A 23,109-nucleotide genomic window follows, 5' to 3' on the forward strand; every position below is an offset into this window, starting at 1 on the left:
GACCTGACCGACTCGGTCAACACGGCGTTCCGTAATCTCACCGGTCAGGTGCGGGATATCGCTCAGGTGACGACGGCGGTCGCGAACGGTGATCTGTCCCAGAAGGTCACGGTCGATGTGGCCGGGGAGATGCTGGAGCTGAAGAACACCGTCAACACGATGGTGGCGCAGCTCCAGTCGTTCGGTTCCGAGGTGACCCGGGTGGCCCGGGAAGTCGGTGTCGAGGGGCGTCTCGGGGGGCAGGCGCAGGTGCCGGGTGCCGCGGGTACGTGGAAGGACCTGACCGACTCGGTCAACACGGCGTTCCGTAATCTCACCGGTCAGGTGCGGGATATCGCTCAGGTGACGACGGCGGTCGCGAACGGTGATCTGACGCAGAAGGTCACGGTCGATGTGGCCGGGGAGATGCTGGAGCTGAAGAACACCGTCAACACGATGGTGGCGCAGCTCTCGTCGTTCGCCGACCAGGTCACGGGGATGGCGCGTGACGTGGGCACGGAGGGCCGGCTCGGTGGCCAGGCGCGGGTGCCCGGTGTCTCCGGTACCTGGAAGGAGCTCACGGACTCCGTCAACTTCATGGCGGGGAACCTGACCTCGCAGGTGCGGCAGATCGCCCAGGTGACGACGGCGGTGGCGCGCGGTGATCTGTCGCAGAAGATCGATGTGGACGCGCGGGGCGAGATCCTCGAGCTGAAGAACACCATCAACACCATGGTCGACCAGCTGTCGTCGTTCGCCGACCAGGTGACCCGGGTGGCCCGTGAGGTGGGCACGGACGGACGGCTCGGCGGTCAGGCGCAGGTGCAGGGGGTCGCGGGCGTGTGGCGTGACCTGACCGACTCCGTGAACGGCATGGCGGGGAATCTCACGGCGCAGGTCCGCAACATCGCCCAGGTCGCCACGGCGGTGGCGCGCGGTGATCTGTCGCAGAAGATCGATGTGGACGCGCGGGGCGAGATCCTCGAGCTGAAGAACACGCTCAACACGATGGTCGACCAGCTGTCGTCGTTCGCCGAGCAGGTGACCCGGGTGGCCCGCGAGGTGGGCACCGAGGGCATCCTCGGCGGCCAGGCTGAGGTCCAGGGCGTCTCGGGTACCTGGAAGGACCTCACCCAGTCCGTCAACTTCATGGCGAACAACCTCACCTCGCAGGTGCGTAACATCGCCGAGGTGACGAAGGCGGTCGCCAAGGGCGATCTGTCGAAGAAGATCACCGTCGACGCCAAGGGCGAGATCCTCGAGCTGGTGACGACCGTCAACACGATGGTGGACCAGCTGTCCAACTTCGCCGACGAGGTGACGCGGGTGGCCCGTGAGGTGGGCACCGAGGGCATCCTCGGTGGACAGGCGCGGGTGCGTGGTGCCACCGGCATCTGGAAGGACCTCAGCGACAACGTCAACACCATGGCGGCCAATCTGACCAGTCAGGTGCGCAACATCTCCCGGGTGTCGTCCGCGGTCGCCCACGGTGATCTGACGAAGAAGGTCACCGTCGAAGCGCGCGGTGAGGTCGCCGAGCTCGCCGACACGGTCAACACCATGGTGACCACGCTGTCGTCGTTCGCCGACGAGGTGACTCGTGTGGCCCGGGAAGTGGGTACGGAGGGCGAGCTGGGCGGCCAGGCCCGGGTGCCCGGCGTGTCCGGTACCTGGAAGGACCTCACCGAGTCGGTGAACTCGATGGCCTCCAACCTGACCGGTCAGGTGCGTCAGATCGCCGCTGTCACCACCGCCATCGCCAAGGGTGACCTCACCAAGAAGATCGACATCGATGCGCGGGGCGAGATCCTCGAGCTGAAGAACACCATCAACACGATGGTCGACCAGCTGTCGTCGTTCGCCGGAGAGGTCACCCGGGTGGCCCGTGAGGTGGGCACGGACGGAATGCTGGGCGGTCAGGCGCGCGTGCGGGACGTCGACGGCACCTGGCGCGACCTCACCGAGTCGGTGAACGAGATGGCCGGGAATCTGACCAGGCAGGTGCGGGCCATCGCGGCCGTCGCCACCGCGGTGACCCGGGGCGACCTCAACCTCAAGATCGACGTGGATGCGGCCGGTGAGATCCAGGTCCTCCAGGACAACATCAACACGATGATCGCGAACCTGCGTGACACCACTCTGGCCAACGAGGAGCAGGACTGGCTCAAGGGCAACCTGGCTCGTATCTCGGGTCTGATGCAGGGCCGCCGGGATCTCGACGATGTGGCCTCGCTCATCATGAGCGAGCTGACTCCGGTGGTCACCGCGCAGCACGGCGCGTTCTTCGTGGCGATGCCGACAAGCGGCGGGGACCTCGGCTCGCACGTCGACGGCAGCTCGTACGAGCTGGTGATGCGGGGGAGTTACGGCTACACGGGCGCGATGCCCACGTCGTTCCGGCCCGGGGAGACCCTGATCGGTACGGCGGCAGAGGAGAAGCGAACCATCCAGATCAGCGTGCCGCCGGGCTATCTGAAGATCTCGTCGGGGCTGGGTGAGGCTCCGCCCGCGTACGTGATCGTGCTGCCGGTGCTCTTCGAGGGGATGGTGCTCGGTGTGATCGAGCTGGCCTCGTTCCAGCCGTTCACCCAGATCCAGCGGGACTTCCTCAACCAGCTCGCCGAGATGATCGCGACAAGCGTCAACACCATCAGCGTCAACACCAAGACCGAGCTGCTGCTCAAGCAGTCGCAGGAACTGACGGAGCAGCTGCGCGAGCGGTCGGCGGAGCTGGAGAACCGGCAGCGGGCGCTCCAGTCGTCCAATGCCGAACTGGAGGAGAAGGCCGAGCTCCTCGCCCAGCAGAACCGCGACATCGAGGTGAAGAACACCGAGATCGAGGAAGCACGACAGGTGCTGGAGGAGCGGGCCGAGCAGCTCGCCGTCTCCATGCGCTACAAGTCGGAGTTCCTGGCCAACATGTCACATGAGCTGCGCACCCCGCTGAACTCGCTGCTGATCCTCGCGAAGCTGCTGGCAGACAACGCCGAGACCAACCTCACTCCGAAGCAGGTTGAGTTCGCCGAGACCATCCACGGCGCGGGCTCCGATCTGTTGCAGCTCATCAACGACATCCTCGACCTGTCGAAGGTCGAGGCGGGCAAGATGGACGTCAGCCCGACCCGGATCGCCCTGGTGCAGCTGGTCGACTATGTGGAGGCCACCTTCCGGCCGCTCACGGCCGAGAAGGCCCTCGACTTCTCGGTACGGGTGTCGCCCGAGCTCCCGGCCACCCTGCACACCGATGAGCAGCGGTTGCTCCAGGTGTTGCGCAACCTGCTGTCGAATGCGGTGAAGTTCACCGACACGGGGGCGGTGGAGCTGGTGATCCGGCCGGCGAACAGCGATGTGCCCCAGTCCATCCGTGAGCAGCTCCTGGAGGCGGGGTCGCTGCGTGACGCGGACGCCGATCTCATCGCCTTCTCGGTGACCGACACCGGTATCGGGATCGCCGCCAGCAAGATGCGGGTGATTTTCGAGGCGTTCAAGCAGGCGGATGGCACGACCAGCCGCAAGTACGGCGGTACGGGCCTCGGTCTGTCCATCAGCCGGGAGATCGCCAGGCTGCTCGGTGGCGAGATCCATGCGGCGAGCGAGCCCGGCCGCGGCTCCACCTTCACTCTGTATCTGCCCCTGCACCCGAGTGAACTGCCGCCGCAGGGCTATGTGCAGCTCGCGCCCGGCACCGACGCTCAGTCAGCGGGGGGCGACGACGCGGCCGCGCTCGAAGCGGGTGGAGCGGCCACGCAGCAGGGTGTTCAGCCCGCCGCGGGCGGCGACGCGCAGCCGGGCCCCGCGATGCTCTTCCGGCGCCGGCGCAAGGCGCTGGGTGGTGCGGATCTGAGGACCGCGCTCCCGGGGCAGCCGGGGGCGGCGGGGGAATCGTGGAACGGCCAGCACCAGCAGGACGGTGTGCAGGAGCCGCGGCGTACCTTCGAGTTCCACAGCGAGAAGGTGCTCATCGTCGACGACGACATCCGCAATGTCTTCGCGCTGACGAGCGTTCTGGAACAGAACGGTCTGTCCGTGCTCTACGCGGAGAACGGGCGCGAAGGCATTGAAGTACTGGAACAGCATGACAATGTGGCAGTCGTACTGATGGACATCATGATGCCGGAGATGGACGGCTACGCGACGACGGCGGCGATCCGCAGGATGCCCCAGTTCGCCGGCCTCCCCATCATCGCCCTCACCGCGAAGGCGATGAAGGGGGACCGGGAGAAGGCCATCGAATCGGGCGCTTCCGACTATGTCACCAAGCCGGTCGACCCCGACCATCTGCTCACGGTCATGGAGCAGTGGATGCGCGGGAAGTGACGGTGGCTGGGCTGCGACAGCCCGCTGTCCGGTCGCGGCCCGTGGGGCCCTACCTCCCGGTCGCTGACTGACTGTCGCCGGTGGGGTGTGAGGGCGCGGTATTCGGGGAACCTTCTGGTCTCCTGCGGCGTTTCTGCTACGTACACAGTGACATCGCGGTGACAGGGTGTGGCGATGGGCGGGGTGCGGCTACCATGACCGGCACAAGGGCGGGCGGCGCAAGGGAGTCGCCCCCTGGGGCGGCGCCCGGTGCTTACCCTGGCTTTTCGGGCTGGGGTGACCCCAGCCGGGGCGAGGAGGGCGAGGCATGGTGCAGAAGGCCAAGATCCTCCTGGTCGATGACCGGCCGGAGAATCTGCTGGCGCTGGAGGCCATCCTCTCTGCGCTCGATCAGACACTGGTTCGGGCATCGTCAGGAGAAGAGGCGCTCAAAGCGCTTCTGACGGATGACTTCGCGGTCATCCTCCTGGACGTCCAGATGCCGGGAATGGACGGATTCGAGACCGCTGCGCACATCAAGCGGCGGGAGCGGACCCGTGACATCCCCATCATCTTCCTGACCGCGATCAACCATGGCCCGCACCACACCTTCCGCGGGTATGCCGCAGGCGCGGTGGACTACATCTCCAAGCCGTTCGACCCGTGGGTGCTCCGCGCCAAGGTCTCCGTGTTCGTGGACCTCTACATGAAGAACTGCCAGCTGCGCGAGCAGGCCGCGCTGCTCCGGCTCCAGCTGGAAGGCGGTCATGTCGGCGCGGGGGACAGCAGGGAGCCCGCAGGGCTGCTCGCCGAACTCTCCGCACGTCTCGCGGCCGTTGAGGAGCAGGCGGAAGCCCTGTCGAAGCAACTCGACGACGAATCGGCAGATGCCGCGGCCCTCGCCACCGCCGCCCATCTCGAACGCAAGCTCACCGGGCTGCGCAGGGCATTGGACGCCCTGGAGCCGGGCACCGGAAGCGGCGCCCCCTCGCTCCCCTCGCAGAACTGACCCGCCCTCGGGGGCGCTCTGCGCGTAGTTCGTCCACATTCCGTTTGAGCGGGCGTCAGTTTCCGTACGCGGCGAGGGCGACACGAAAGGGTGAAGCGGTGGGCACGCGTGTCCACCGCCGGTCACACCGGTAACCTCACCATCATGGCCTCTCGTACGTCCGGCAAGGGTTCCCAGGGCACGGCGGGCACCGCGAAGCCGCGTGCCGGCCGTACCACCGCTGCCGCGAAAGCGGCACCCGCCAAGAAGGCACCGGCGAAGAAGGCCGCTGCCAAGAAGCCGGCGCCCGCGAAGAAGGCAGCGGCCAGGAAGGCCGCACCCGCACCCGCCCCCAATCCCACCGGGGGTGTCGTCTGGCTCCTGCGCGCCGTGTGGATGGGTCTCGCGCACGGTGTCGGTGCGATGCTGCGCGGCATAGGGCGCGGGGCCAAGGGGCTCGATCCGGCGCACCGCAAGGACGGCCTCGCCCTCCTGATGCTCGGTCTCGGCCTGGTCGTCGCCGCGGGCACCTGGTCCCATCTGCGCGGTCCCGTCGGGGACCTCGTCGAGATGCTCGTCACGGGCGCCTTCGGGCGGCTCGATCTGCTCGTGCCGATACTGCTCACCGCGATCGCCGTGCGGCTGATCCTCTACCCCGAGAAGCCGGAGGCCAACGGCCGCATCGTCATCGGCTTGTCCGCGCTGGTCGTCGGGGTGCTCGGCCAGGTCCACATCGCCTGTGGCTCACCGGGTCGCGACGAGGGCACGGAAGCGATCCAGGACGCGGGCGGGCTGATCGGCTGGGGCGTCTCCAAGCCGCTGGTCTTCGCCATGGGCGAGGTGCTCGCCGTGCCCATGCTGGTGCTCCTGACCGTCTTCGGGCTGCTGGTCGTCACCGCGACCCCGGTCAACGCGATCCCGCGGCGGCTGCGTGCGCTCGGTGTGAATCTCGGACTCCTCGACCCGCCGTACGAGGCGGGCGCGGCGGACGAGCGGGCGGACGAGGAGTGGCGGGATGGCCCGGCCGTCCGCCCCGCGCGCCGTCGGCGCCCGGCGGCCGGGGCGGCAGCCGGCGACGTGTACGACGCCGAGCAGGCCGAGGAAGCCGCGCTGTCGCGGCGTCGGCAGTCGCGCGGCTCCCCGGCGCGGCCCGGCACGGGCCGCCCCATGGACGCGATCGACGTGGCCGCCGCTGCCGCCGCCGCCCTCGACGGTGCCGTGCTGGGCGGGCTGCCGCCGTCCCCCGTCGTCGCCGACCTGACCCGGGACCTCAGCGCGGAGCGGGAGCGTGCCACGGGGCCCGTCCCCGGGGCTCGTACCGAGCAGCCGCCCGCCCCCCGCGAGGCCGTACCGGACCTGACCAAGCCGGCTCCCGAGGAGTCGGCGCCCCTCCCGTCGCGGGCCGAGCAGCTCCAGCTGTCCGGTGACATCACCTATGGGCTGCCCTCACTGGACCTGCTGGAGCGCGGCGGGCCCGGCAAGACTCGCAGCGCCGCCAATGACGCGATCGTCGCCTCGCTGACGAACGTCTTCGCGGAGTTCAAGGTCGATGCCGCGGTCACCGGCTTCACCCGCGGCCCGACGGTCACCCGCTATGAGGTCGAGCTGGGCCCGGCGGTCAAGGTCGAGCGGATCACCGCCCTGACCAAGAACATCGCGTATGCCGTGGCCAGCCCCGACGTACGGATCATCTCGCCGATCCCAGGCAAATCGGCGGTCGGTATCGAGATCCCCAACACCGACCGCGAGATGGTCAATCTCGGCGACGTGCTGCGCCTCGCCGACGCGGCGGGTGACGACCACCCCATGCTGGTGGCGCTCGGCAAGGACGTGGAGGGCGGCTATGTCATGGCCAACCTTGCGAAGATGCCGCACGTCCTGGTCGCCGGTGCCACCGGTTCGGGCAAGTCCTCCTGCATCAACTGTCTGATCACCTCGGTGATGATCAGGGCCACTCCGGAGGATGTGCGGATGGTCCTTGTCGACCCCAAGCGGGTCGAGCTGACCGCGTACGAGGGCATCCCGCACCTGATCACGCCGATCATCACCAACCCCAAGAGGGCCGCCGAGGCACTCCAGTGGGTGGTCCGTGAGATGGACCTGCGCTATGACGACCTCGCGGCCTACGGCTTCCGGCATATCGACGACTTCAACCAGGCGGTGCGGCTCGGCAAGGTCACACCGCCCGCGGGCAGCGAGCGCGAGCTCCAGCCGTATCCCTATCTCCTGGTGATCGTGGACGAGCTCGCGGATCTGATGATGGTGGCTCCCCGCGATGTCGAAGACGCCATCGTCCGCATCACCCAGCTGGCGCGCGCGGCGGGAATCCATCTGGTACTGGCCACCCAGCGGCCGTCCGTCGACGTGGTCACGGGCCTCATCAAGGCCAATGTGCCGTCCCGGCTCGCCTTCGCGACCTCCTCACTGGCCGACAGTCGGGTCATCCTCGACCAGCCGGGGGCCGAGAAGCTGATCGGCAAGGGCGACGGTCTCTTCCTTCCGATGGGCGCAAGCAAGCCGACCCGTATGCAGGGCGCCTTCGTGACCGAGGAGGAGGTCGCCGCGGTCGTCCGGCACTGCAAGGACCAGATGGCCCCGGTCTTCCGGGACGACGTCGTGGTCGGCACGAAGCAGAAGAAGGAGATCGACGAGGACATCGGCGACGATCTCGACCTGCTCTGCCAGGCGGCCGAGCTGGTGGTGTCCACCCAGTTCGGCTCGACCTCGATGCTCCAGCGCAAGCTTCGGGTCGGTTTCGCGAAGGCGGGCCGGCTGATGGACCTCATGGAGTCCCGGAACATCGTGGGTCCCAGCGAGGGCTCGAAGGCGCGCGACGTACTCATGAAACCCGAGGAACTGGATGGAGTGCTGGCGGTGATACGGGGGGAGGCTCACCCGTAGGGAAAAGTGAGGCAACCGTTTCACTTGGTCATACGTCAAGTTGGAGAGAGGGCCAGGAGCGCTGGCTCCCCCCTCCCGCTGTCCGGCCATTCTGATGGCGTACAAACGGCATCCGCCCGGTTGCCCCACCCTTTCGTACCACCCCTAGACTGAACCTCCAGCAGGTGGTTACACGCTCGAAAGGCGCACTCGTGTCCATCGGCAACTCCCCCGAAGACGACCGGCCTTCGATCGCGGAGGACCGATCTTTGATCGAAGATGATCGGCCTTCGATCGGTCGCGCGCTGCAAGATGCCCGCAGCGCGGCAGGCCTGACCGTTGACGAGGTCAGTACCTCCACCCGTGTCCGCGTCCCCATCGTGCAGGCGATCGAGCAGGATGACTTCTCCCGCTGCGGTGGCGATGTGTACGCGCGTGGCCACATCGGGACCCTCGCCCGCGCCGTTGGACTGGATCCAGCCCCGCTGGTGGCGCAGTACGACGCCGGCCACGGCGGCCGGCCGTCGCCGACGCCCGCCGCGCCGCTCTTCGAGGCGGAACGTATCCGCCCAGAGCCCAGGCGCCCGAACTGGACCGCAGCGATGGTCGCGGCGATCGTCGCGGTCATCGGTTTCGCCGCCTTCACGCTGTTCAGTGGCAATGACACGGCCAAGACCACCAAGAACGTCGCCGAGGGTGCTGCCCCGGCCAAGACCAGCCCGAAGCCGCCGGCGAGCCAGCAGCCCGCACAGCCGCTGCCTCAGCAGTCCCAGCCCGCCAAGCCCGACCCCTCGGACAGCGCGATCGCCGCGGTCCCGCAGGACAAGGTCACGGTCAAGGTGTCCGCCGTCGGTGACAAGAGCTGGATCTCAGCGAAGTCCGCCAGTGGCAAACTGCTCTTCGACGGTCTGCTCGAGGAAGGGCAGTCCAAGACCTTCCAGGACGAGGAGCGGCTGGATCTGATCCTGGGCAACGCCGGGGCGATCGAGCTCTTCGTGAACGGCAAGAAGGTCGAAGACAAGTTCGAGCCGGGTCAGGTCGAGCGGCTCTCCTACACCAAGGGCGACCCCGAGGCGGGCTGAGCCGCCTGCTCCCGGGGCCGTCCGGGGCCGGTCCGTGTGGTGGGCAGGTCCGCTCGGCTGGTCCCGGAAGCCGATAACCGCTGATCAGGGAGCCCGCGGCCTGCCGTTCCGCGGCGCCGTGTCCGCCGGCAGCCTCGCGGATCAGGCGTGGGCTCGGACAAAGTAGTCTTGAGCCCATGCCCGAACGCCGTACCGTCGCCCTTGTCACTCTTGGCTGCGCCCGTAACGAGGTGGACTCGGAGGAGCTCGCAGGTCGCCTGGCAGCGGACGGCTGGGAGCTCGTCGAAGAAGCCGCCGACGCCGACGTCGCCGTCGTCAACACCTGCGGCTTCGTCGAGGCCGCCAAGAAGGACTCCGTCGACGCCCTCCTCGAAGCCAACGATCTGAAGGACCAGGGCCGCACCCAGGCCGTCGTCGCCGTCGGATGCATGGCCGAGCGCTACGGCAAGGAGCTCGCCGAAGCGCTGCCCGAAGCGGACGGTGTGCTGGGCTTCGACGACTACTCCGACATCTCCGACCGGCTCCAGACCATCCTCAGCGGCGGCATCCACGCCTCGCACACCCCGCGCGACCGACGCAAGCTGCTGCCGATCAGCCCGGCGGAGCGGCAGACGGCCGCAGTCGCCCTGCCCGGGCACGCCCAGGCACCGGAGCCCGAGAGCGTACCGGCGGACCTGCCGGAGGGTCTCGCTCCCGCCTCAGGCCCGCGCGCACCGCTGCGGCGGCGACTGGACACCAACCCCGTCGCCTCCGTGAAGCTCGCGTCCGGCTGTGACCGGCGCTGCTCCTTCTGCGCCATCCCGTCCTTCCGCGGGTCCTTCATCTCCCGGCGCCCCAGCGATGTCCTCGGCGAGACGCGCTGGCTCGCCGAGCAGGGCGTCAAGGAGATCATGCTGGTCTCCGAGAACAACACCTCCTACGGCAAGGACCTGGGAGACATCCGGCTGCTGGAGACGCTGCTGCCGGACCTCGCGGCCGTCGACGGCATCGAGCGGGTCCGCGTCAGCTATCTCCAGCCCGCCGAGATGCGCCCCGGCCTGATCGACGTGCTCACGTCGACGGAGAAGGTCGCGCCCTACTTCGACCTGTCCTTCCAGCACAGCGCGCCCGGTGTGCTGCGTGCGATGCGGCGCTTCGGGGACACCGAGCGGTTCCTCGAACTGCTCGAGACGATCCGCTCCAAGGCACCGGCGGCCGGGGTGCGCTCGAACTTCATCGTGGGCTTCCCCGGCGAGACCGAGGCCGACTTCGCCGAGCTGGAGCGCTTCCTCACGGACGCACGGCTCGATGCCATCGGCGTCTTCGGCTACTCCGACGAGGACGGCACCGAGGCCGCCACGTACGACACCAAGCTCGACCAGGACACCGTGGACGAGCGCCTCGCGCATCTGTCCCGGCTCGCCGAGGAGCTCACCGCCCAGCGCGCGGACGAGCGGATCGGGGAGACCCTGGAGGTACTGGTCGAGTCGGTGTTCGACGGGGTCGGGAGCGAGGATCCGGACGACGTCCTGGACGAGGACGAGTACGCAGCCGTGGGCCGCGCCGCGCACCAGGCTCCGGAGACCGACGGCCAGGTGATCTTCACGGCCGCCGAGGGCCTTGTGCCCGGTCGTATGGTCGAGGCGAAGGTGGTGGGCACCGAGGGCGTCGACCTGGTGGCCGAGGTCGTGTCGGAGCGGTGTGAGGAGGCAGCCAGATGACGGGAGTCCCCGCGTCCGCGGCGGGCGGGACCGGCAGGCCGGCGCCCGGCGGCAAGCTGGGGGCCGCTGCCGTCAACCAGGCCAGTCTGTGGAACATCGCCAACATCCTCACCATGGTGAGGCTGCTGCTGGTGCCCGGATTCGTGATCCTGCTCCTCCAGAACGGCGGGTACGACCCCGCCTGGCGCGCCTGGGCCTGGGCGGCGTTCGCCGTCGCCATGATCACCGACCTCTTCGACGGCCATCTCGCCCGCACCTACAACCTGGTCACGGACTTCGGCAAGATCGCTGACCCGATCGCCGACAAGGCGATCATGGCGTCGGGACTGATCTGCCTCTCGGCACTCGGGGACCTGCCCTGGTGGGTCACGGGAGTGATCCTCTTCCGTGAGCTCGGGATCACCCTGATGCGCTTCTGGGTGATCCGGCACGGAGTGATTCCCGCCAGCCGCGGCGGAAAGATGAAGACGCTGGCGCAGGGCACCGCGGTCGGGATGTACGTCCTCGCGCTGACCGGGCCGCTGGCCACCCTGCGCTGGTGGGTGATGGCCGTGGCGGTCGTGCTGACGGTGGTCACCGGGCTCGACTACGTACGGCAGGCCGTGGTTCTGCGGCGCAGGGGTCTCGCGGCCGAGCGTGAGGCGGCGCGCAGCCGGAAAGGCGCCTCGGAGACCATGCGATGACCGCCGTCCCCGGCGCGATGGACGCCGTCCCCGACGGCGTCGCCGCCCGGGTGCTGGCGCTGCTCGCGGAGCGCGGGGAGACCCTCGCGGTCGCCGAGTCCCTGACGGGCGGTCTCGTGGCCGCCGAGCTGACCGCCGTCCCAGGGGCTTCGAAGTCCTTCCGCGGATCCGTCACGGCATACGCGACGGCGGTGAAGCGTGACCTCCTGGGAGTCGACGCCGCCCTGCTGGCCCTGAGCGGTGCGGTCGATCCGGACGTGGCGGTCCAGATGGCCGCAGGGGTGAAGGCCGGTCTGGACGCCGGCTGGGGCATCGCGACCACGGGCGTCGCGGGGCCGGAGCCGCAGGACGGACGACCCGTGGGGACGGTCTTCGTGGCGGTCGCGAGACCGGATGGGACCCGGAAAGCGCTCTCACTGCGATTGAACGGCGACCGTGCGGAAATCCGTAGAGAGAGTGTACGGAGCGTGCTCGAGCTGCTTGCCGGAGAACTCTCGCGGAACGGGCGGGCACAGGATACGGAACAGAACGGGGGGACTTGATGTTTGCAGCCCTGAGTGAACACGTCATCGCTCCCCGCACGGCCGCAGCGCGAGGCGGTACGGTGGGGCGTGAAGGATGCGGCTACGCGGTCCGAGGAGGGAGCCACCGATGATTCTGCTCCGTCGCCTGCTGGGTGACGTGCTGCGTCGGCAGCGCCAGCGCCAGGGCCGTACTCTGCGCGAAGTCTCCTCGTCCGCCCGAGTATCGCTCGGCTATCTCTCCGAGGTGGAGCGGGGGCAGAAGGAGGCTTCCTCCGAACTGCTCTCCGCGATCTGCGACGCGCTTGACGTACGGATGTCCGAGCTCATGCGGGAAGTGAGCGACGAGCTGTCACTCGCCGAGCTGGCCGAGTCGGCAGCGGCGAGCGAGCCGGTGTCCGCGCCGGTGCGCCCGATGCTCAATTCCGTTTCTGTGACGTCGGTGGCGGGTGTGCCGACGGAGCGGGTGACGATCAAGGCGCCCGCGGAGGCGGTGGACGTCGTCGCCGCCTGAGGCGGTGGCGGGTAGTCGTCAGCACCTGGATCTCCACGTGTGAGCCCCGGTCGAGTGGGTACTCGGCCGGGGCTCCATTGTTTCAGTGAAGAGCTCACCGGAGCTTCACTGAGTGACCGTTTCGATCCGCTTTTCCCTCGTTTGTGTCATGGTGGGAAGCGGTGCCGTCTCGTCTTGTGGGAGGTCGCATATGTCTGTAGTGAAGGGCGCGCTGTCCGGACAGGACCGCAAGGTCACGGGAGAAGCGCTCCAGGGTGCGCTGGTCGATCTGGTCGATCTGGCCCTGGTGGCGAAGCAGGTCCACTGGAACGTGGTGGGACCGCGCTTCCGCTCGGTGCACCTCCAGCTGGACGAGGTGGTCGCCACCGCGCGGCAGCACTCGGACACCGTGGCGGAGCGTGCCTCGGCGATCGGGGTTTCACCCGACGGGCGGGCTGGCACGGTGGCGTCCTCGAGCGCCATCAGCAAGGTGCCGGAGGGCTACATCCAGGACGCCGACGTCGTCAGCATCATGGTCAAGGCGCTGGGGGCCGTGATCACCAGGATGCGGGAGCGCATCGAGGTCACGGACGAGCCCGACCCGGTGAGCCAGGACATCCTGATCCAGCTCACCGCCGACCTGGAGAAGCACGCCTGGATGTTCCAGGCGGAGAGCGCCTAGTGGCGCCGGGGCCCATGGCGCTGGCGGCGACTGCGCCGGCCGTGGCGAGTGCGGCCCCGTCCGCACCGGATGCCACCGGCATCTCGCCGGTGGCATCCGGTGAGCGGTCATCGGCCGCGACGGGAAGCGCCGAAAGCACGGACAGCAGAGGCGTGCGCGGGCGCATAGCCCGTGGTGAGCACCCCCAGGGCGCCTGGCACATACGCTGCGAGCGCGCCCGGTGTGCAACCGGTGCGCCCTCCCGCCGACTGATCGGTCCGGTCTAGCGTCGACCGGAGGAGGCGGCCATGGTAAGGCGATGGGTCCTGCTGCCGGCGCTCGCACTGGGCGCGCTGTGGTGGTGGGCCGTTCTGCGGCTGGCGTTGGCGCCGGAGCATGCGGGACTCGTCGAGGGGGCAGTGGCAGCAGGCGGGTGGGGGCTCAGCCTGCTGCCGGTGCATGTGGCGTCGCGAGCCGGGGACGCCGAGGGGGCTGGGGGAACGCGGCTACCACGGCATCGCGACGCCCCCGTTCGGTCGGAGGATCTGACCCGTCATGAACGATGACGCGTCGGAGGCGAGATAGAGGACCGCATGCGCGATGTCCTCGGGCTCGCCGACCCGGCCGAGCGGTGACAGCCGCACCATGGCGGCCTCCGCCTTCTGCTGAAGGGCCTCGTCATGCCGGTCCGTCATGGGGCTGCGGACCCAGCCTGGGGCGACCGTGTTCACTCGAATGGAGCAATTCCCGAGCTCGGCTGCCAGGGTCCTGGTGAGCTGTACAACGGCCGCCTTGGCCACCCCGTAGCACAGCAGCCCGGGATTCCCGGCGTCCACCGCACCCGACGCCATGGTGACCAGTGACCCCGCGATGCCCGCGTCGATCATCCCGCGGGCCGCTGCCTGGCAGGCGTAGAGCACGCCCTTGAAGTTGACCGCGAGGACGCGGTCGAGATCCTCGTCGGTGGTCTCCAGGACGCTGCTGGAGTGCATGACCCCGGCGATGGCGGCCATGACGTGCAGCGGTCCCGCCGCATGAACCGCCGCGTACAGCGCGGAGCGGTCGCTGACGTCGACGACATGAGCCCGGGCTTGGACCGGGTCCTGTGCCTGCACCGTGTCCATGGCGTTCGCGACGCTCGCGATGAGGCTCAGGGTCTCGTGAAGGCCCTTCTCGTCCGTATCGGCACAGTGCACGGCGGCACCTGCCTGGGCGAGAAGGACGGCGGTCGCGCGGCCGATGCCACTCGCTGCGCCCGTGACGAACGCGGTGCGGCCGGTGAGGTCGTACGCCGTGAGGGCCATGCCGGTGAACGTACGACCGAATCTGACGGGCCGTCAACTGATGGCGGAAGTGCAGCGCGTACTCCCTCAGTTGATGGCCGCCGTCGTCCCCACGGGGCCGGACTGGCAGCCGGGGCACCAGTAGGTCACCCGCTCGTCCAGTCCCGCCTTGCGAATCAGGGTGCCGCAGCGCAGACACGGGCGCCCCGCCCGTCCGTACACGAACAAGCGCTGTTCCGCGCGGCGCTCCCCAGGCGTGGTGCGTCGGTCGAAGTGGTTCTTGTTCGCTTCCAGGAGCCGGTGAGCCGTGGCGACGAGGCGTTCCGGCACACCGGAGGACAGCTCACCGACCGGGAGCCAGGGCGTGGCGCGGGCCAGGAAGGCCAGCTCCGACTTGTAGACATTGCCGATCCCGGCCAGGTTGCGCTGATCGAGCAGAGCCTCGCCGAGCGGGCGGTCCGAGTCCGCCAGGAGATTGCGCACGGCGGTGCCGGGATCCCAGTCCGGCCCGAGGAGATCGGGACCGAGATGCCCTACGACCCGCTCCTCGTCCTGGGTGCGCAGCAACTCAAGGACCGGCAGCCGATAACCCACCGCGGTGTGCTCGCTGTTTCCGAGCACCGCCCTGATCTGGTGCCCCGGCCCGCCGCGCCAGCGTTCCCCCGCTGCGAACACCCGCCAGGAGCCGTCCATCCGCAGATGCGAGTGCAGGGTGAACCCGCCACCGATACGGGCAAGCAGATGCTTGCCGCGCGGGGTGACGTCCAGGACCTCCCGCCCGGTGAGATCGGTGGTGGCGAACCGCGGCACCCGCAGGTCGAAGAGGGTGAGCACGCGCCCGGCCAGGGCGTCGTTCAGCTTCCGGGCGGTCAGCCAGACGGTGTCTCCTTCAGGCATGCCACCCATGATGCGCGACGCATGCGCCGCCTCAGGGCCGCAGCCGCAGCCCGCGTGGGGTGGCGTGGAAACCTGACTCCTCGAACGGCCGCGCCAAGGGTGAGGTCAGGGCCGCGGCGCCGTTGACCCGCTCGACCGTGACCGTACCGAGCGTGCCCGCCCGCGCTGCCTCGGCGAGCGCCTCGGCCGCCGTGCGCAGCGCCGGGCTGTCCGGCTCGGTGGCCCAGGACAGCAGAGTCTTGCCGCCGCGCTCCATGTAGAGCGTGAGCTCGCCGTCGACCAGCACCACCAGGGATCCCGCTTTGCGCCCGGGTTTGTGGCCCGCGCCGGTGGGTGGCTCGGGCCAGGGCAGGGCCGCCCCGTAGGCGTTCGCCGGGTCGGCCGCCGCCAGCACGACCGCTCGCGGCGCGGTGCCGGCATCGGCACGGTCGCGTGCGGTGGCCGCCGCACGCAGCCGGTCCACGGCCCCGTCCATCGCGAACTGGGCAGCCCCCAGGCCCTCGACGACATAGCCCCGCCTGGCCTGCCCGCTGTCCTCGAAGGCGGACAGGATCCGGTACGTCGCCGAGAATCCACCCTCGACCCCTTCGGCCGCGACCGCGCCCCGGGTGACCACACCGTGGCGGTCGAGCAGGGTGCGGGCCAGGGCATGGGCGCGGTGGGTGGGGTCAGGCTCGGGCGCGGGGAGCAGCGCCCAGCGTCCGGACACGGTCGGCGGCCCTGTGCGCGACGCGGGGCGCGCGGACGCCGTCAGCGAGCCGTAGCGCCCGCGCGGGACCGTGCGCTTGGCACGGTGCGCCGTGGACCCGGCGGTGCGGCCCGATCCCAGCAGCGCGCGCAGCGGTGCGAGGGTGTCGTTGGTGAGCCGCCCCGACCAGGCCAGGTCCCAAAGGGTGTCGGCGAGTTGGGGGTCGGTGGCGTCGGGATGGGTGGTGGCACGGACCTGGTCGGCGATCTGCCGGAAGAACAGCCCGTAACCACCGGAGAGGGCGGCGAGCACGGACTCGTGGAGCGCGGTCAGCTCCAGCGGATGCGGCGGCGGGAGCAGCAGCGGGGCCGTGTCCGCGAGATAGAGGGAGACCCAGCCGTCCTTGCCGGGCAGGGCGCCCGCTCCGGCCCACACGGCTTCGCCGGTCGTGGTCAGTTCGTCGAGCAGGGCGGGGGAGTAGCCCATCACCCTGGACGGCAGGATCAGCTTCTCCAGCGCCGAGGCCGGCACCGGGGCGCCCTGGAGCTGCTCGATGGCGCGTGCCAGCCCATCGACACCGCGCAGGCTGTTGCTCCCCAGGTGCTGCCACTGGGGCAGGAACGTCGCGAGCGCCGCCGGCGGAACCGGCTCCAGCTCCTGGCGCAGTGCCGCGAGGGAGCGGCGACGAAGCCGCCGCAGCACGGCGGCTTCGCACCACTCCTGGCCGATCCCGGAGGGGTGGAACTCGCCCTGCACCACCCGCCCGCTGGCCGCCATACGCTGGAGCGCTCCGTCGGTGACCGCCGCGCCCAGGCCGAATCGCGCCGCAGCCTGGGACGAGGTGAACGGGCCACGGGTCCGGGCGAAACGGGCGAGCAGATCACCCAGCGGGTCCTTGACGGGCTCGGTGAAGGCCTCGGGTACGCCCACGGGAAGCGCCGTACCCAGGGCATCCCGCAGCCTTCCGGCGTCCTCGATGGCCGCCCAGTGGTCGGCGCCCGCGATCCGGACCCGGATGGCGCGCCGCGCGGCGGCGAGCTCTTCCGCCCAGCCCGGGCCGGCGCCCCGCTCCGCCAGCTCGGCCGTAGTCAGCGGTCCCAGCACACGCAGCGCGTCGGCGACTCCCTCCGCGTCCTTGATCCTTCGCTCGTCCGTGAGCCACTGGAGCTCCTGCTCCAGCTCGCTCAGCACGTCGGCGTCGAGCAACTCGCGCAGCTCCGCCTGGCCGAGCAACTCGGCCAGCAGACGGGAGTCCAGTGAGAGCGCGGCGGCGCGCCGCTCGGCGAGCGGCGAATCGCCCTCGTAAAGGAACTGCGCCACGTAGCCGAAGAGCAGCGACCGGGCGAACGGGGACGGCTCGGGGGTGGTCACCTCGACCAGCCGGACCCTGCGGGACTCGATGTCGCCCATCAGCTCCGTCAGGCCCGGGACGTCGAACACGTCCTGGAGGCACTCGCGGACGGCTTCCAGGACGATCGGGAACGAGCCGAACTCGCTGGCCACCTGAAGCAGCTGGGCCGCGCGCTGACGCTGCTGCCACAGGGGGGTGCGCTTACCGGGGCTGCGGCGCGGGAGCAAAAGGGCGCGGGCCGCGCACTCCCGGAACCGTGACGCGAACAGCGCGGAACCGCCCACCTGGTCGGTGACGATCTGGCTGATCTCGCCCCGGTCGAAGACGGCGTCGGCCGCGCCGACCGGCGCCTGGTCGCCGTCGTAGGACGTGTCCAGGTGCACCGGGTCCTGGTCGAGCAGATCCAGACCCATCAGGTCGGCGTCGGGCAGGCGCAGCACGATCCCGTCGTCCGCGTGCATCACCTGTGCGTCCATGCCGTACCGCTCGGCCAGCCGGGCACCGAGCGCCAGCGCCCACGGGGCGTGGACCTGGGCGCCGAAGGGGGAATGGACCACGACCCGCCAGTCGCCCAGCTCGTCCCGGAACCGCTCCACGAGGATCGTGCGGTCGTCGGGCACATGGCCGCAGGCGCGGCGTTGCTCATCCAGATAGGCGAGCACATTGCCGGCGGCCCAGGCGTCGAGTCCGGCCGTGAGCAGCCGCAGCCGCGCGTCCTCCTCGGAAAGCGAACCGATCTCCCGCAGGAACGCGCCGACCGCACGCCCCAGCTCGAGCGGGCGGCCCAGCTGGTCGCCCTTCCAGAACGGCAGCCGTCCGGGGACACCGGGGGCGGGGGAGACCAGCACCCGGTCACGAGTGATGTCCTCGATCCGCCAGGACGTGGTGCCGAGTGTGAAGACATCGCCGACCCGGGACTCGTACACCATCTCCTCGTCGAGCTCGCCGACGCGCCCGCCGCCCTTCTTGGGGTCGGCCCCGGCGAGGAACACCCCGAACAGCCCGCGGTCGGGGATGGTGCCCCCCGAGGTGACGGCGAGGCGCTGGGCACCGGGACGCCCCGTGACCGTCCCGGCGACCCGGTCCCACACCACCCGCGGACGCAGCTCCGCGAAGGCGTCCGACGGATAGCGGCCCGCGAGCATGTCCAGCACCGCCGTGAACGCCGACTCCGGAAGCGAGGCGAACGGCGCGGCCCGCCGCACCACGGCCAGCAGCTCGTCGGCCTGCCAGCTGTCCAGCGCCACCATCGCGACGAGCTGCTGCGCCAGCACGTCCAGCGGATTGGCGGGGATCCGCAGGGCCTCGATCGAGCCGCCGCGCATCCGCTCGGTCACCACAGCCGCCTGCACCAGATCACCGCGGTACTTGGGGAACACCACACCGGTGGAGACCGCGCCCACCTGGTGTCCTGCCCGGCCGACCCGCTGGAGACCGGAGGCGACGGACGGAGGGGACTCGACCTGGACGACCAGATCCACCGCGCCCATGTCGATGCCCAGCTCGAGACTGGAGGTGGCGACGACCGCGGGCAGCCTGCCCGCCTTGAGGTCCTCCTCGACCAGCGCGCGCTGTTCCTTGGAGACCGAGCCGTGGTGGGCACGGGCGAGCAGCGGCGGTGCGCCCCGGGCGGCACCCGACTGCGCCATGATCTCGGCGGGTGGCGCGCCTTCGGGCAGGGCCTCGCCCATGGCGCGTTCGTAGGCGATCTCGTTGAGCCTGTTGCACAACCGCTCGGCCAGGCGGCGGGAGTTGGCGAAGACGATGGTGGAGCGGTGCGCCTGGACCAGGTCGGCGATGCGCTCCTCGACATGGGGCCAGATCGACGGCTTCTCACCGGCAGCGTCCGGCTCGGACGCGGGAGAGCCGCCGAGCTCGCCGAGATCCTCGACGGGGACGACCACGGAGAGATCGAACTCCTTGCCGGACGGCGGCTGGACGATCTCCACCTTGCGCTGTGGCGACAGATAGCGCGCCACCTCGTCCACCGGCCGGACGGTCGCGGACAGGCCGATCCGCCGAGCGGGGCGCGGCAGCACCTCGTCAAGCCGCTCCAGGGACAGGGCGAGATGGGCACCCCGCTTGGTCCCCGCCACCGCGTGCACCTCGTCCACGATGACCGTCTCGATACCCGTCAGTGCCTCACGCGTGGACGAGGTCAGCATCAGGAACAGCGACTCGGGCGTGGTGATCAGGATGTCCGGGGGCCGGGTGGCGAGCGCCCTGCGCTCTGCCGCCGGTGTGTCCCCGGAACGGATGCCGACCCGCACCTCCGGCTCGGGCTCCCCGAGCCGCACGGCCTCCTGGCGGATGCCGGTCAGAGGGCTGCGCAGGTTGCGTTCGACATCCACCGCGAGCGCCTTCAGCGGTGACACGTACAGCACACGGCAGCGCTTCTTGGCGTCCGCCGGCGGCGGGGCGGACGTCAGAGCGTCGAGCGCGGCGAGGAAGGCGGCGAGGGTCTTGCCGGAGCCCGTCGGGGCGACGACCAGCACGTCCGAGCCCCGGCCGATCGCCTGCCACGCCCCTTCCTGGGCCGCGGTGGGCGCGCTGAACGCACCCGTGAACCAGCCGCGGGTCGCGGGGGCGAAGCTGTCGAGTGCAGTGCCGGCCATGCCCCCCATCGTGCACCGCCCCACTGACAAACCCCCGGAGCTGCGAGAATGTCCGTATGGCCGAAGGCGAGTGGGCGCGGTACTGGCAGCCGGAGCGGCTTCCGGGAATCGATCTGCTCCGCGCCCGGTACGTACGTCACACCTTTCCCCGCCACAGTCACGAGGGCTATGTGTTCGGGACCATCACCCGCGGGGTCGAGGACGTCGGGCTTCCGGGCGGTGTCGTGCATGCCGGGCCCGGCATGGTCGTGATGATCAATCCGGAGGTCCCGCACACCGCCAGAGCCGGCGTGGCCGAGGGCTGGGTGTACTCGACGCTCTATCCGTCATCGCGGGTGGTCGCTGAGATCGCCGAGGAGACCACGACGATCACCGGGACTCCTGGCTTCGCCGAGACCAATGTGGTCGACCCCCAGGCGGCCCGGCTGATCCGCGAGGTCCATCGCGCGGCGGAGGAGGGCAACGCACTCGCCGCCGACAGCGTCCTGCGGATCATGGTGGCGCGGCTGCTGCGCGACTACGGGAGCAGCATCCCGCCGCGCGCCCCACTGACGGCGGGCGCGCGCAACGCGGCACGCGCCCGTGCGGTGCTGGAAGAGCGCATGGACGGCCCACCCACGCTCCAGGCCCTGGCCACCGAGCTGGGCACCAGCCCGTTCGCCCTGCTGCGCGCCTTCCGTGACCGTTACGGGATGCCGCCGCACACCTGGCTCACCGACGCCCGGGTCCGCCGGGCTCGGCACCTGCTGGACGCGGGCGCTGCTCCGGCACATGCCGCCGTCGCGGTCGGGTTCGCCGATCAGCCGCACCTGAACCGGCACTTCACCCGGATCGTGGGGGTGCCGCCAGGTGCCTACCAGCGGGGACGCCGGGTCGAAGGTCCGCGGTGAGGCGCGAAGCGCGCGGCGCAAGAACGTACAAGACCGGAAACGCACCGGCCCCGTAGCGTCCACGACGTGCCAGAACAGACAGCATCCGCAGAGATACCCGCCGACGGACTGATGACCGACGGACCCAGCGGTTCGGTGAAGGCAGACTCCGCCGTCGTACGGGACGCTCTCGGTGTGGGCGTCGCCGTCGGCCTGTCGGGTTTCGCCTTCGGCGTCACCGCGGCGGGAGCCGGGCTCGAACTCGCACAGATCTGCGCCCTCAGCCTGCTCGTTTTCACCGGTGCCTCCCAGTTCGCGCTGGTCGGCGCGCTCGCCGCGGGCGGCAATCCGCTCACCGCCGCCGCGGGCGCCTTCTTCCTCGGCACCCGCAATGCCTTCTACGGCCTCAGGCTCTCCCAGCTGCTGGCCCTGCCGCGCTTCGTGCGCCCCTTCGCCGCCCACTGGGTCATCGACGAGACCACGGCTGTCTCCCTGGCGCAGCCGACACGGCGGGCCGCACGGTTGGGCTTCACCGCCACGGGACTCACTCTCTATGTGCTGTGGAACCTCACCACGTTCCTCGGGGCACTGGGTGCGGAGGCCATCGGGGACACCAGCGCCTGGGGACTGGACGCAGCGGGGCCCGCTGTGTTCCTCGCCCTGCTCGCCCCCATGCTGCGCACCACGACCGAGCGGGCGGTCGCCGCACTGGCCGTCGTGCTCGGGCTCGGACTGCTGCCCGTGCTCCCCGCCGGAGTGCCGGTGCTGGTCGCCGCACTCGCGGCCCCGACCGTTCTCTGGCTCCAGGGTCGTGGACTCGTCAATCGGAAGGAGACCGACCGATGAGCGTCTGGATCGCGATCGCGGCGACGGCCGTCGGCTGCTACCTGGTCAAGCTGGCCGGACTGCTGGTGCCTGCCGGAACGCTGGAGCGTCCCCTTGTGCAGCGGCTCTCCGGGCTGCTCCCGGTGGCGCTGCTGGCCGCCCTCACCGCGCAGCAGACGTTCAGCAGCGGCAGCGCCCTGGTGATCGATGCCAGGGCGGCCGGTCTGGTAGCGGCGGCGATCGCCCTGGTGCTGCGCGCGCCGTTCCTCGTCGTCGTCGCGGCTGCGGTGCTGGTCACCGCCGGTGTCCGCGCGATCGGCGGCTGACCTCAGCCCGTCCCGGCCGTCTCAGTGCACAAGGCGCCCGTGTGCCCTCAGCGTGCGCAGCGCCTCGACCGTGGTGATGGGGCGTTCTTCAAGGGCAGTGCAGGGAGCCCAGACGCCGCGGCGGACGGGCCAGCCGCCGTCGGCCTCCTGCCGGCCGGCAAGGTGGTCGAGCGAGCGCTCCATCTCCTCGTCCGTGAACCAGCGCCGGGCCAGGGAGTCGGGCACACGTGCGTAGTCGTACGGATAGTGGCGCTCGTCCGGGGCGTACCCGGCGGAAACCGTGCAGGTATCCGGCCGTGCCGGATCGAGCACCACGAGCCGCTGTCCGCGCACGAGACGGCCCAGGCGATCGGCGGCGGCCTCGGCGCGGGACCGGTCCGGGGCGCCGTCCAGGAAAGCGACCGCCGCCTGGATCTCGTGCGGATGGGACTTGTCCAGCACGTCCACCGCCGCCCAGCAGAAGTCGGTCGCCCGGAACAGCCAGGCGTGCCACACCTGATTGCGGTGCAGCAGCCCGACCACCGGGCCGGTCGCCAGCAGCTCACTCGTGGGCTCGGCGGTGACCGGCACGTACGGGGCGGCGGGATAGCCGCGCTGTGAGGGGTGGACCACGGGCAGTGCGCCGTCCCTGGTGGCCACGCCCGTCAGATAGCGGCACAGCCGCTCGGCCCGCAGTCCGCCGCAGCGGCCGATGGAGTCCAGCACGCGCAGCGCGTGCGCTGTGTGCAGCGGCTGGCTGACGGGTCCGCGGAGATCGGGGTCCAGGGCATGCCCGTACCCGCCGTCCTCGTTGAGGTACGCGGCCAGCGCGGCCTCCACCGGATCCGCGCCCGCGCCCAGGAAGTGGTACGCGAACCGCCGCTGCTCGAGCACGCGGGCCGTCAGCCAGATGAAACGCTCGGCCCGTGCGAGGGGAGTTCCAGCCATGCTCCGACCGTAGGGCGCGAACGGCCTCAGGTACGGCGGACGGGC

The 23,109-nt window shown here is 70.3% G+C and carries 16 protein-coding genes; 12 read left to right on the top strand and 4 right to left on the bottom strand.

The genetic code is table 11. The annotated features are described in order from the left end of the window. From ACFV6V_RS02375 to ACFV6V_RS02415, 9 genes are all read left to right on the top strand, one after another. On the top strand, nt 1-4,296 hold a 4,296-nt coding region (locus ACFV6V_RS02375; RefSeq protein ID WP_385557877.1), incomplete at its 5' end, for a HAMP domain-containing protein. Nucleotides 4,297-4,603: 307 nt separating this feature from the next. After that, nucleotides 4,604-5,284 (top strand): two-component system response regulator, encoded by a 681-nt coding sequence (locus ACFV6V_RS02380; RefSeq protein WP_385557880.1) that lies wholly within the window; start codon nt 4,604-4,606, stop codon nt 5,282-5,284. A gap of 144 nt (nt 5,285-5,428) precedes the next feature. Then, the gene (locus ACFV6V_RS02385; protein ID WP_385557883.1) at nt 5,429-8,164 is read left to right on the top strand and encodes a DNA translocase FtsK; all 2,736 of its coding nucleotides are present in this window, start codon (nt 5,429-5,431) and stop codon (nt 8,162-8,164) included. A 191-nt stretch (nt 8,165-8,355) separates the two neighbouring features. Further along, nucleotides 8,356-9,225 carry a helix-turn-helix domain-containing protein gene (locus tag ACFV6V_RS02390; protein WP_385557886.1) on the top strand — a complete coding sequence of 290 codons (870 nt, stop codon included), beginning with the start codon at nt 8,356-8,358 and terminating at the stop codon, nt 9,223-9,225. A 176-nt stretch (nt 9,226-9,401) separates the two neighbouring features. Further along, complete coding sequence (gene rimO, locus ACFV6V_RS02395; RefSeq protein ID WP_385557888.1) at nt 9,402-10,925, top strand: 30S ribosomal protein S12 methylthiotransferase RimO; 1,524 nt, start codon at nt 9,402-9,404, stop codon at nt 10,923-10,925. Then, nucleotides 10,922-11,608 (top strand): CDP-diacylglycerol--glycerol-3-phosphate 3-phosphatidyltransferase, encoded by a 687-nt coding sequence (pgsA, locus tag ACFV6V_RS02400; RefSeq protein ID WP_385557891.1) that lies wholly within the window; start codon nt 10,922-10,924, stop codon nt 11,606-11,608. The genes rimO and pgsA overlap by 4 nt, the downstream gene beginning before the upstream one ends. Then, the gene (locus ACFV6V_RS02405) at nt 11,605-12,150 is read left to right on the top strand and encodes a CinA family protein (RefSeq protein WP_385557894.1); all 546 of its coding nucleotides are present in this window, start codon (nt 11,605-11,607) and stop codon (nt 12,148-12,150) included. Before pgsA ends, ACFV6V_RS02405 begins: the two co-directional genes overlap by 4 nt. A gap of 109 nt (nt 12,151-12,259) precedes the next feature. Then, on the top strand, nt 12,260-12,643 hold the full coding sequence (locus ACFV6V_RS02410; protein WP_028963738.1) for a helix-turn-helix domain-containing protein: 384 nt from the start codon (nt 12,260-12,262) through the stop codon (nt 12,641-12,643). A 190-nt stretch (nt 12,644-12,833) separates the two neighbouring features. After that, nucleotides 12,834-13,304, top strand: a complete 471-nt coding sequence (locus ACFV6V_RS02415) for a Dps family protein (RefSeq protein ID WP_385557898.1) — start codon at nt 12,834-12,836, stop codon at nt 13,302-13,304. A 485-nt stretch (nt 13,305-13,789) separates the two neighbouring features. Here ACFV6V_RS02415 and ACFV6V_RS02420 read toward each other — a convergent pair whose 3' ends face one another. The 3 genes from ACFV6V_RS02420 to ACFV6V_RS02430 all read right to left on the bottom strand — a co-directional run bounded on the left by ACFV6V_RS02420 (nt 13,790) and on the right by ACFV6V_RS02430 (nt 20,117). Beyond that, a complete protein-coding gene (locus ACFV6V_RS02420) occupies nt 13,790-14,587 on the bottom strand; it encodes an SDR family NAD(P)-dependent oxidoreductase (RefSeq protein WP_385557901.1) in 798 nt (265 codons plus the stop codon). Between the two features lie 66 nt (nt 14,588-14,653). Next, on the bottom strand, nt 14,654-15,463 hold the full coding sequence (locus tag ACFV6V_RS02425) for an Fpg/Nei family DNA glycosylase (protein ID WP_385557904.1): 810 nt from the start codon (nt 15,461-15,463) through the stop codon (nt 14,654-14,656). A gap of 31 nt (nt 15,464-15,494) precedes the next feature. Then, nucleotides 15,495-20,117 carry an ATP-dependent helicase gene (locus ACFV6V_RS02430; protein WP_385557907.1) on the bottom strand — a complete coding sequence of 1,541 codons (4,623 nt, stop codon included), beginning with the start codon at nt 20,115-20,117 and terminating at the stop codon, nt 15,495-15,497. Nucleotides 20,118-20,173: 56 nt separating this feature from the next. Between ACFV6V_RS02430 and ACFV6V_RS02435 the strand changes: the two genes are divergently transcribed. The 3 genes from ACFV6V_RS02435 (at nt 20,174) to ACFV6V_RS02445 (ending at nt 22,137) form a co-directional block, all read left to right on the top strand. Then, nucleotides 20,174-21,007, top strand: a complete 834-nt coding sequence (locus ACFV6V_RS02435) for an AraC family ligand binding domain-containing protein (protein WP_385557910.1) — start codon at nt 20,174-20,176, stop codon at nt 21,005-21,007. A gap of 66 nt (nt 21,008-21,073) precedes the next feature. After that, complete coding sequence (locus ACFV6V_RS02440; protein ID WP_385557913.1) at nt 21,074-21,832, top strand: AzlC family ABC transporter permease; 759 nt, start codon at nt 21,074-21,076, stop codon at nt 21,830-21,832. Continuing rightward, nucleotides 21,829-22,137: an AzlD domain-containing protein gene (locus ACFV6V_RS02445; protein ID WP_385557916.1), complete on the top strand. Its 309-nt coding sequence runs from the start codon at nt 21,829-21,831 to the stop codon at nt 22,135-22,137. The genes ACFV6V_RS02440 and ACFV6V_RS02445 overlap by 4 nt, the downstream gene beginning before the upstream one ends. A 21-nt stretch (nt 22,138-22,158) precedes the next feature. On the opposite strand, the gene ACFV6V_RS02450 is transcribed toward ACFV6V_RS02445, so the two are convergent. Beyond that, the gene (locus ACFV6V_RS02450; protein ID WP_385557919.1) at nt 22,159-23,064 is read right to left on the bottom strand and encodes a hypothetical protein; all 906 of its coding nucleotides are present in this window, start codon (nt 23,062-23,064) and stop codon (nt 22,159-22,161) included. Between the last annotated feature and the right edge of the window lie 45 nt (nt 23,065-23,109).

It is taken from the genome of Streptomyces sp. NPDC059828 (assembly GCF_042731955.1).
Taxonomy (GTDB): domain Bacteria; phylum Actinomycetota; class Actinomycetes; order Streptomycetales; family Streptomycetaceae; genus Streptomyces.

What these genes read in the sequence shown, in the direction of transcription:
- ACFV6V_RS02430 (WP_385557907.1), bottom strand. Translation starts at nt 20,117, where the DNA reads ATGGCCGGCACTGCACTCGACAGCTTCGCCCCCGCGACCCGCGGCTGG.
- ACFV6V_RS02380 (WP_385557880.1), top strand. Translation starts at nt 4,604, where the DNA reads ATGGTGCAGAAGGCCAAGATCCTCCTGGTCGATGACCGGCCGGAGAAT.
- ACFV6V_RS02425 (WP_385557904.1), bottom strand. Translation starts at nt 15,463, where the DNA reads ATGCCTGAAGGAGACACCGTCTGGCTGACCGCCCGGAAGCTGAACGAC.
- ACFV6V_RS02415 (WP_385557898.1), top strand. Translation starts at nt 12,834, where the DNA reads ATGTCTGTAGTGAAGGGCGCGCTGTCCGGACAGGACCGCAAGGTCACG.
- ACFV6V_RS02450 (WP_385557919.1), bottom strand. Translation starts at nt 23,064, where the DNA reads ATGGCTGGAACTCCCCTCGCACGGGCCGAGCGTTTCATCTGGCTGACG.
- ACFV6V_RS02410 (WP_028963738.1), top strand. Translation starts at nt 12,260, where the DNA reads ATGATTCTGCTCCGTCGCCTGCTGGGTGACGTGCTGCGTCGGCAGCGC.
- ACFV6V_RS02445 (WP_385557916.1), top strand. Translation starts at nt 21,829, where the DNA reads ATGAGCGTCTGGATCGCGATCGCGGCGACGGCCGTCGGCTGCTACCTG.
- ACFV6V_RS02405 (WP_385557894.1), top strand. Translation starts at nt 11,605, where the DNA reads ATGACCGCCGTCCCCGGCGCGATGGACGCCGTCCCCGACGGCGTCGCC.
- ACFV6V_RS02420 (WP_385557901.1), bottom strand. Translation starts at nt 14,587, where the DNA reads ATGGCCCTCACGGCGTACGACCTCACCGGCCGCACCGCGTTCGTCACG.
- ACFV6V_RS02385 (WP_385557883.1), top strand. Translation starts at nt 5,429, where the DNA reads ATGGCCTCTCGTACGTCCGGCAAGGGTTCCCAGGGCACGGCGGGCACC.
- pgsA (WP_385557891.1), top strand. Translation starts at nt 10,922, where the DNA reads ATGACGGGAGTCCCCGCGTCCGCGGCGGGCGGGACCGGCAGGCCGGCG.
- ACFV6V_RS02435 (WP_385557910.1), top strand. Translation starts at nt 20,174, where the DNA reads ATGGCCGAAGGCGAGTGGGCGCGGTACTGGCAGCCGGAGCGGCTTCCG.
- rimO (WP_385557888.1), top strand. Translation starts at nt 9,402, where the DNA reads ATGCCCGAACGCCGTACCGTCGCCCTTGTCACTCTTGGCTGCGCCCGT.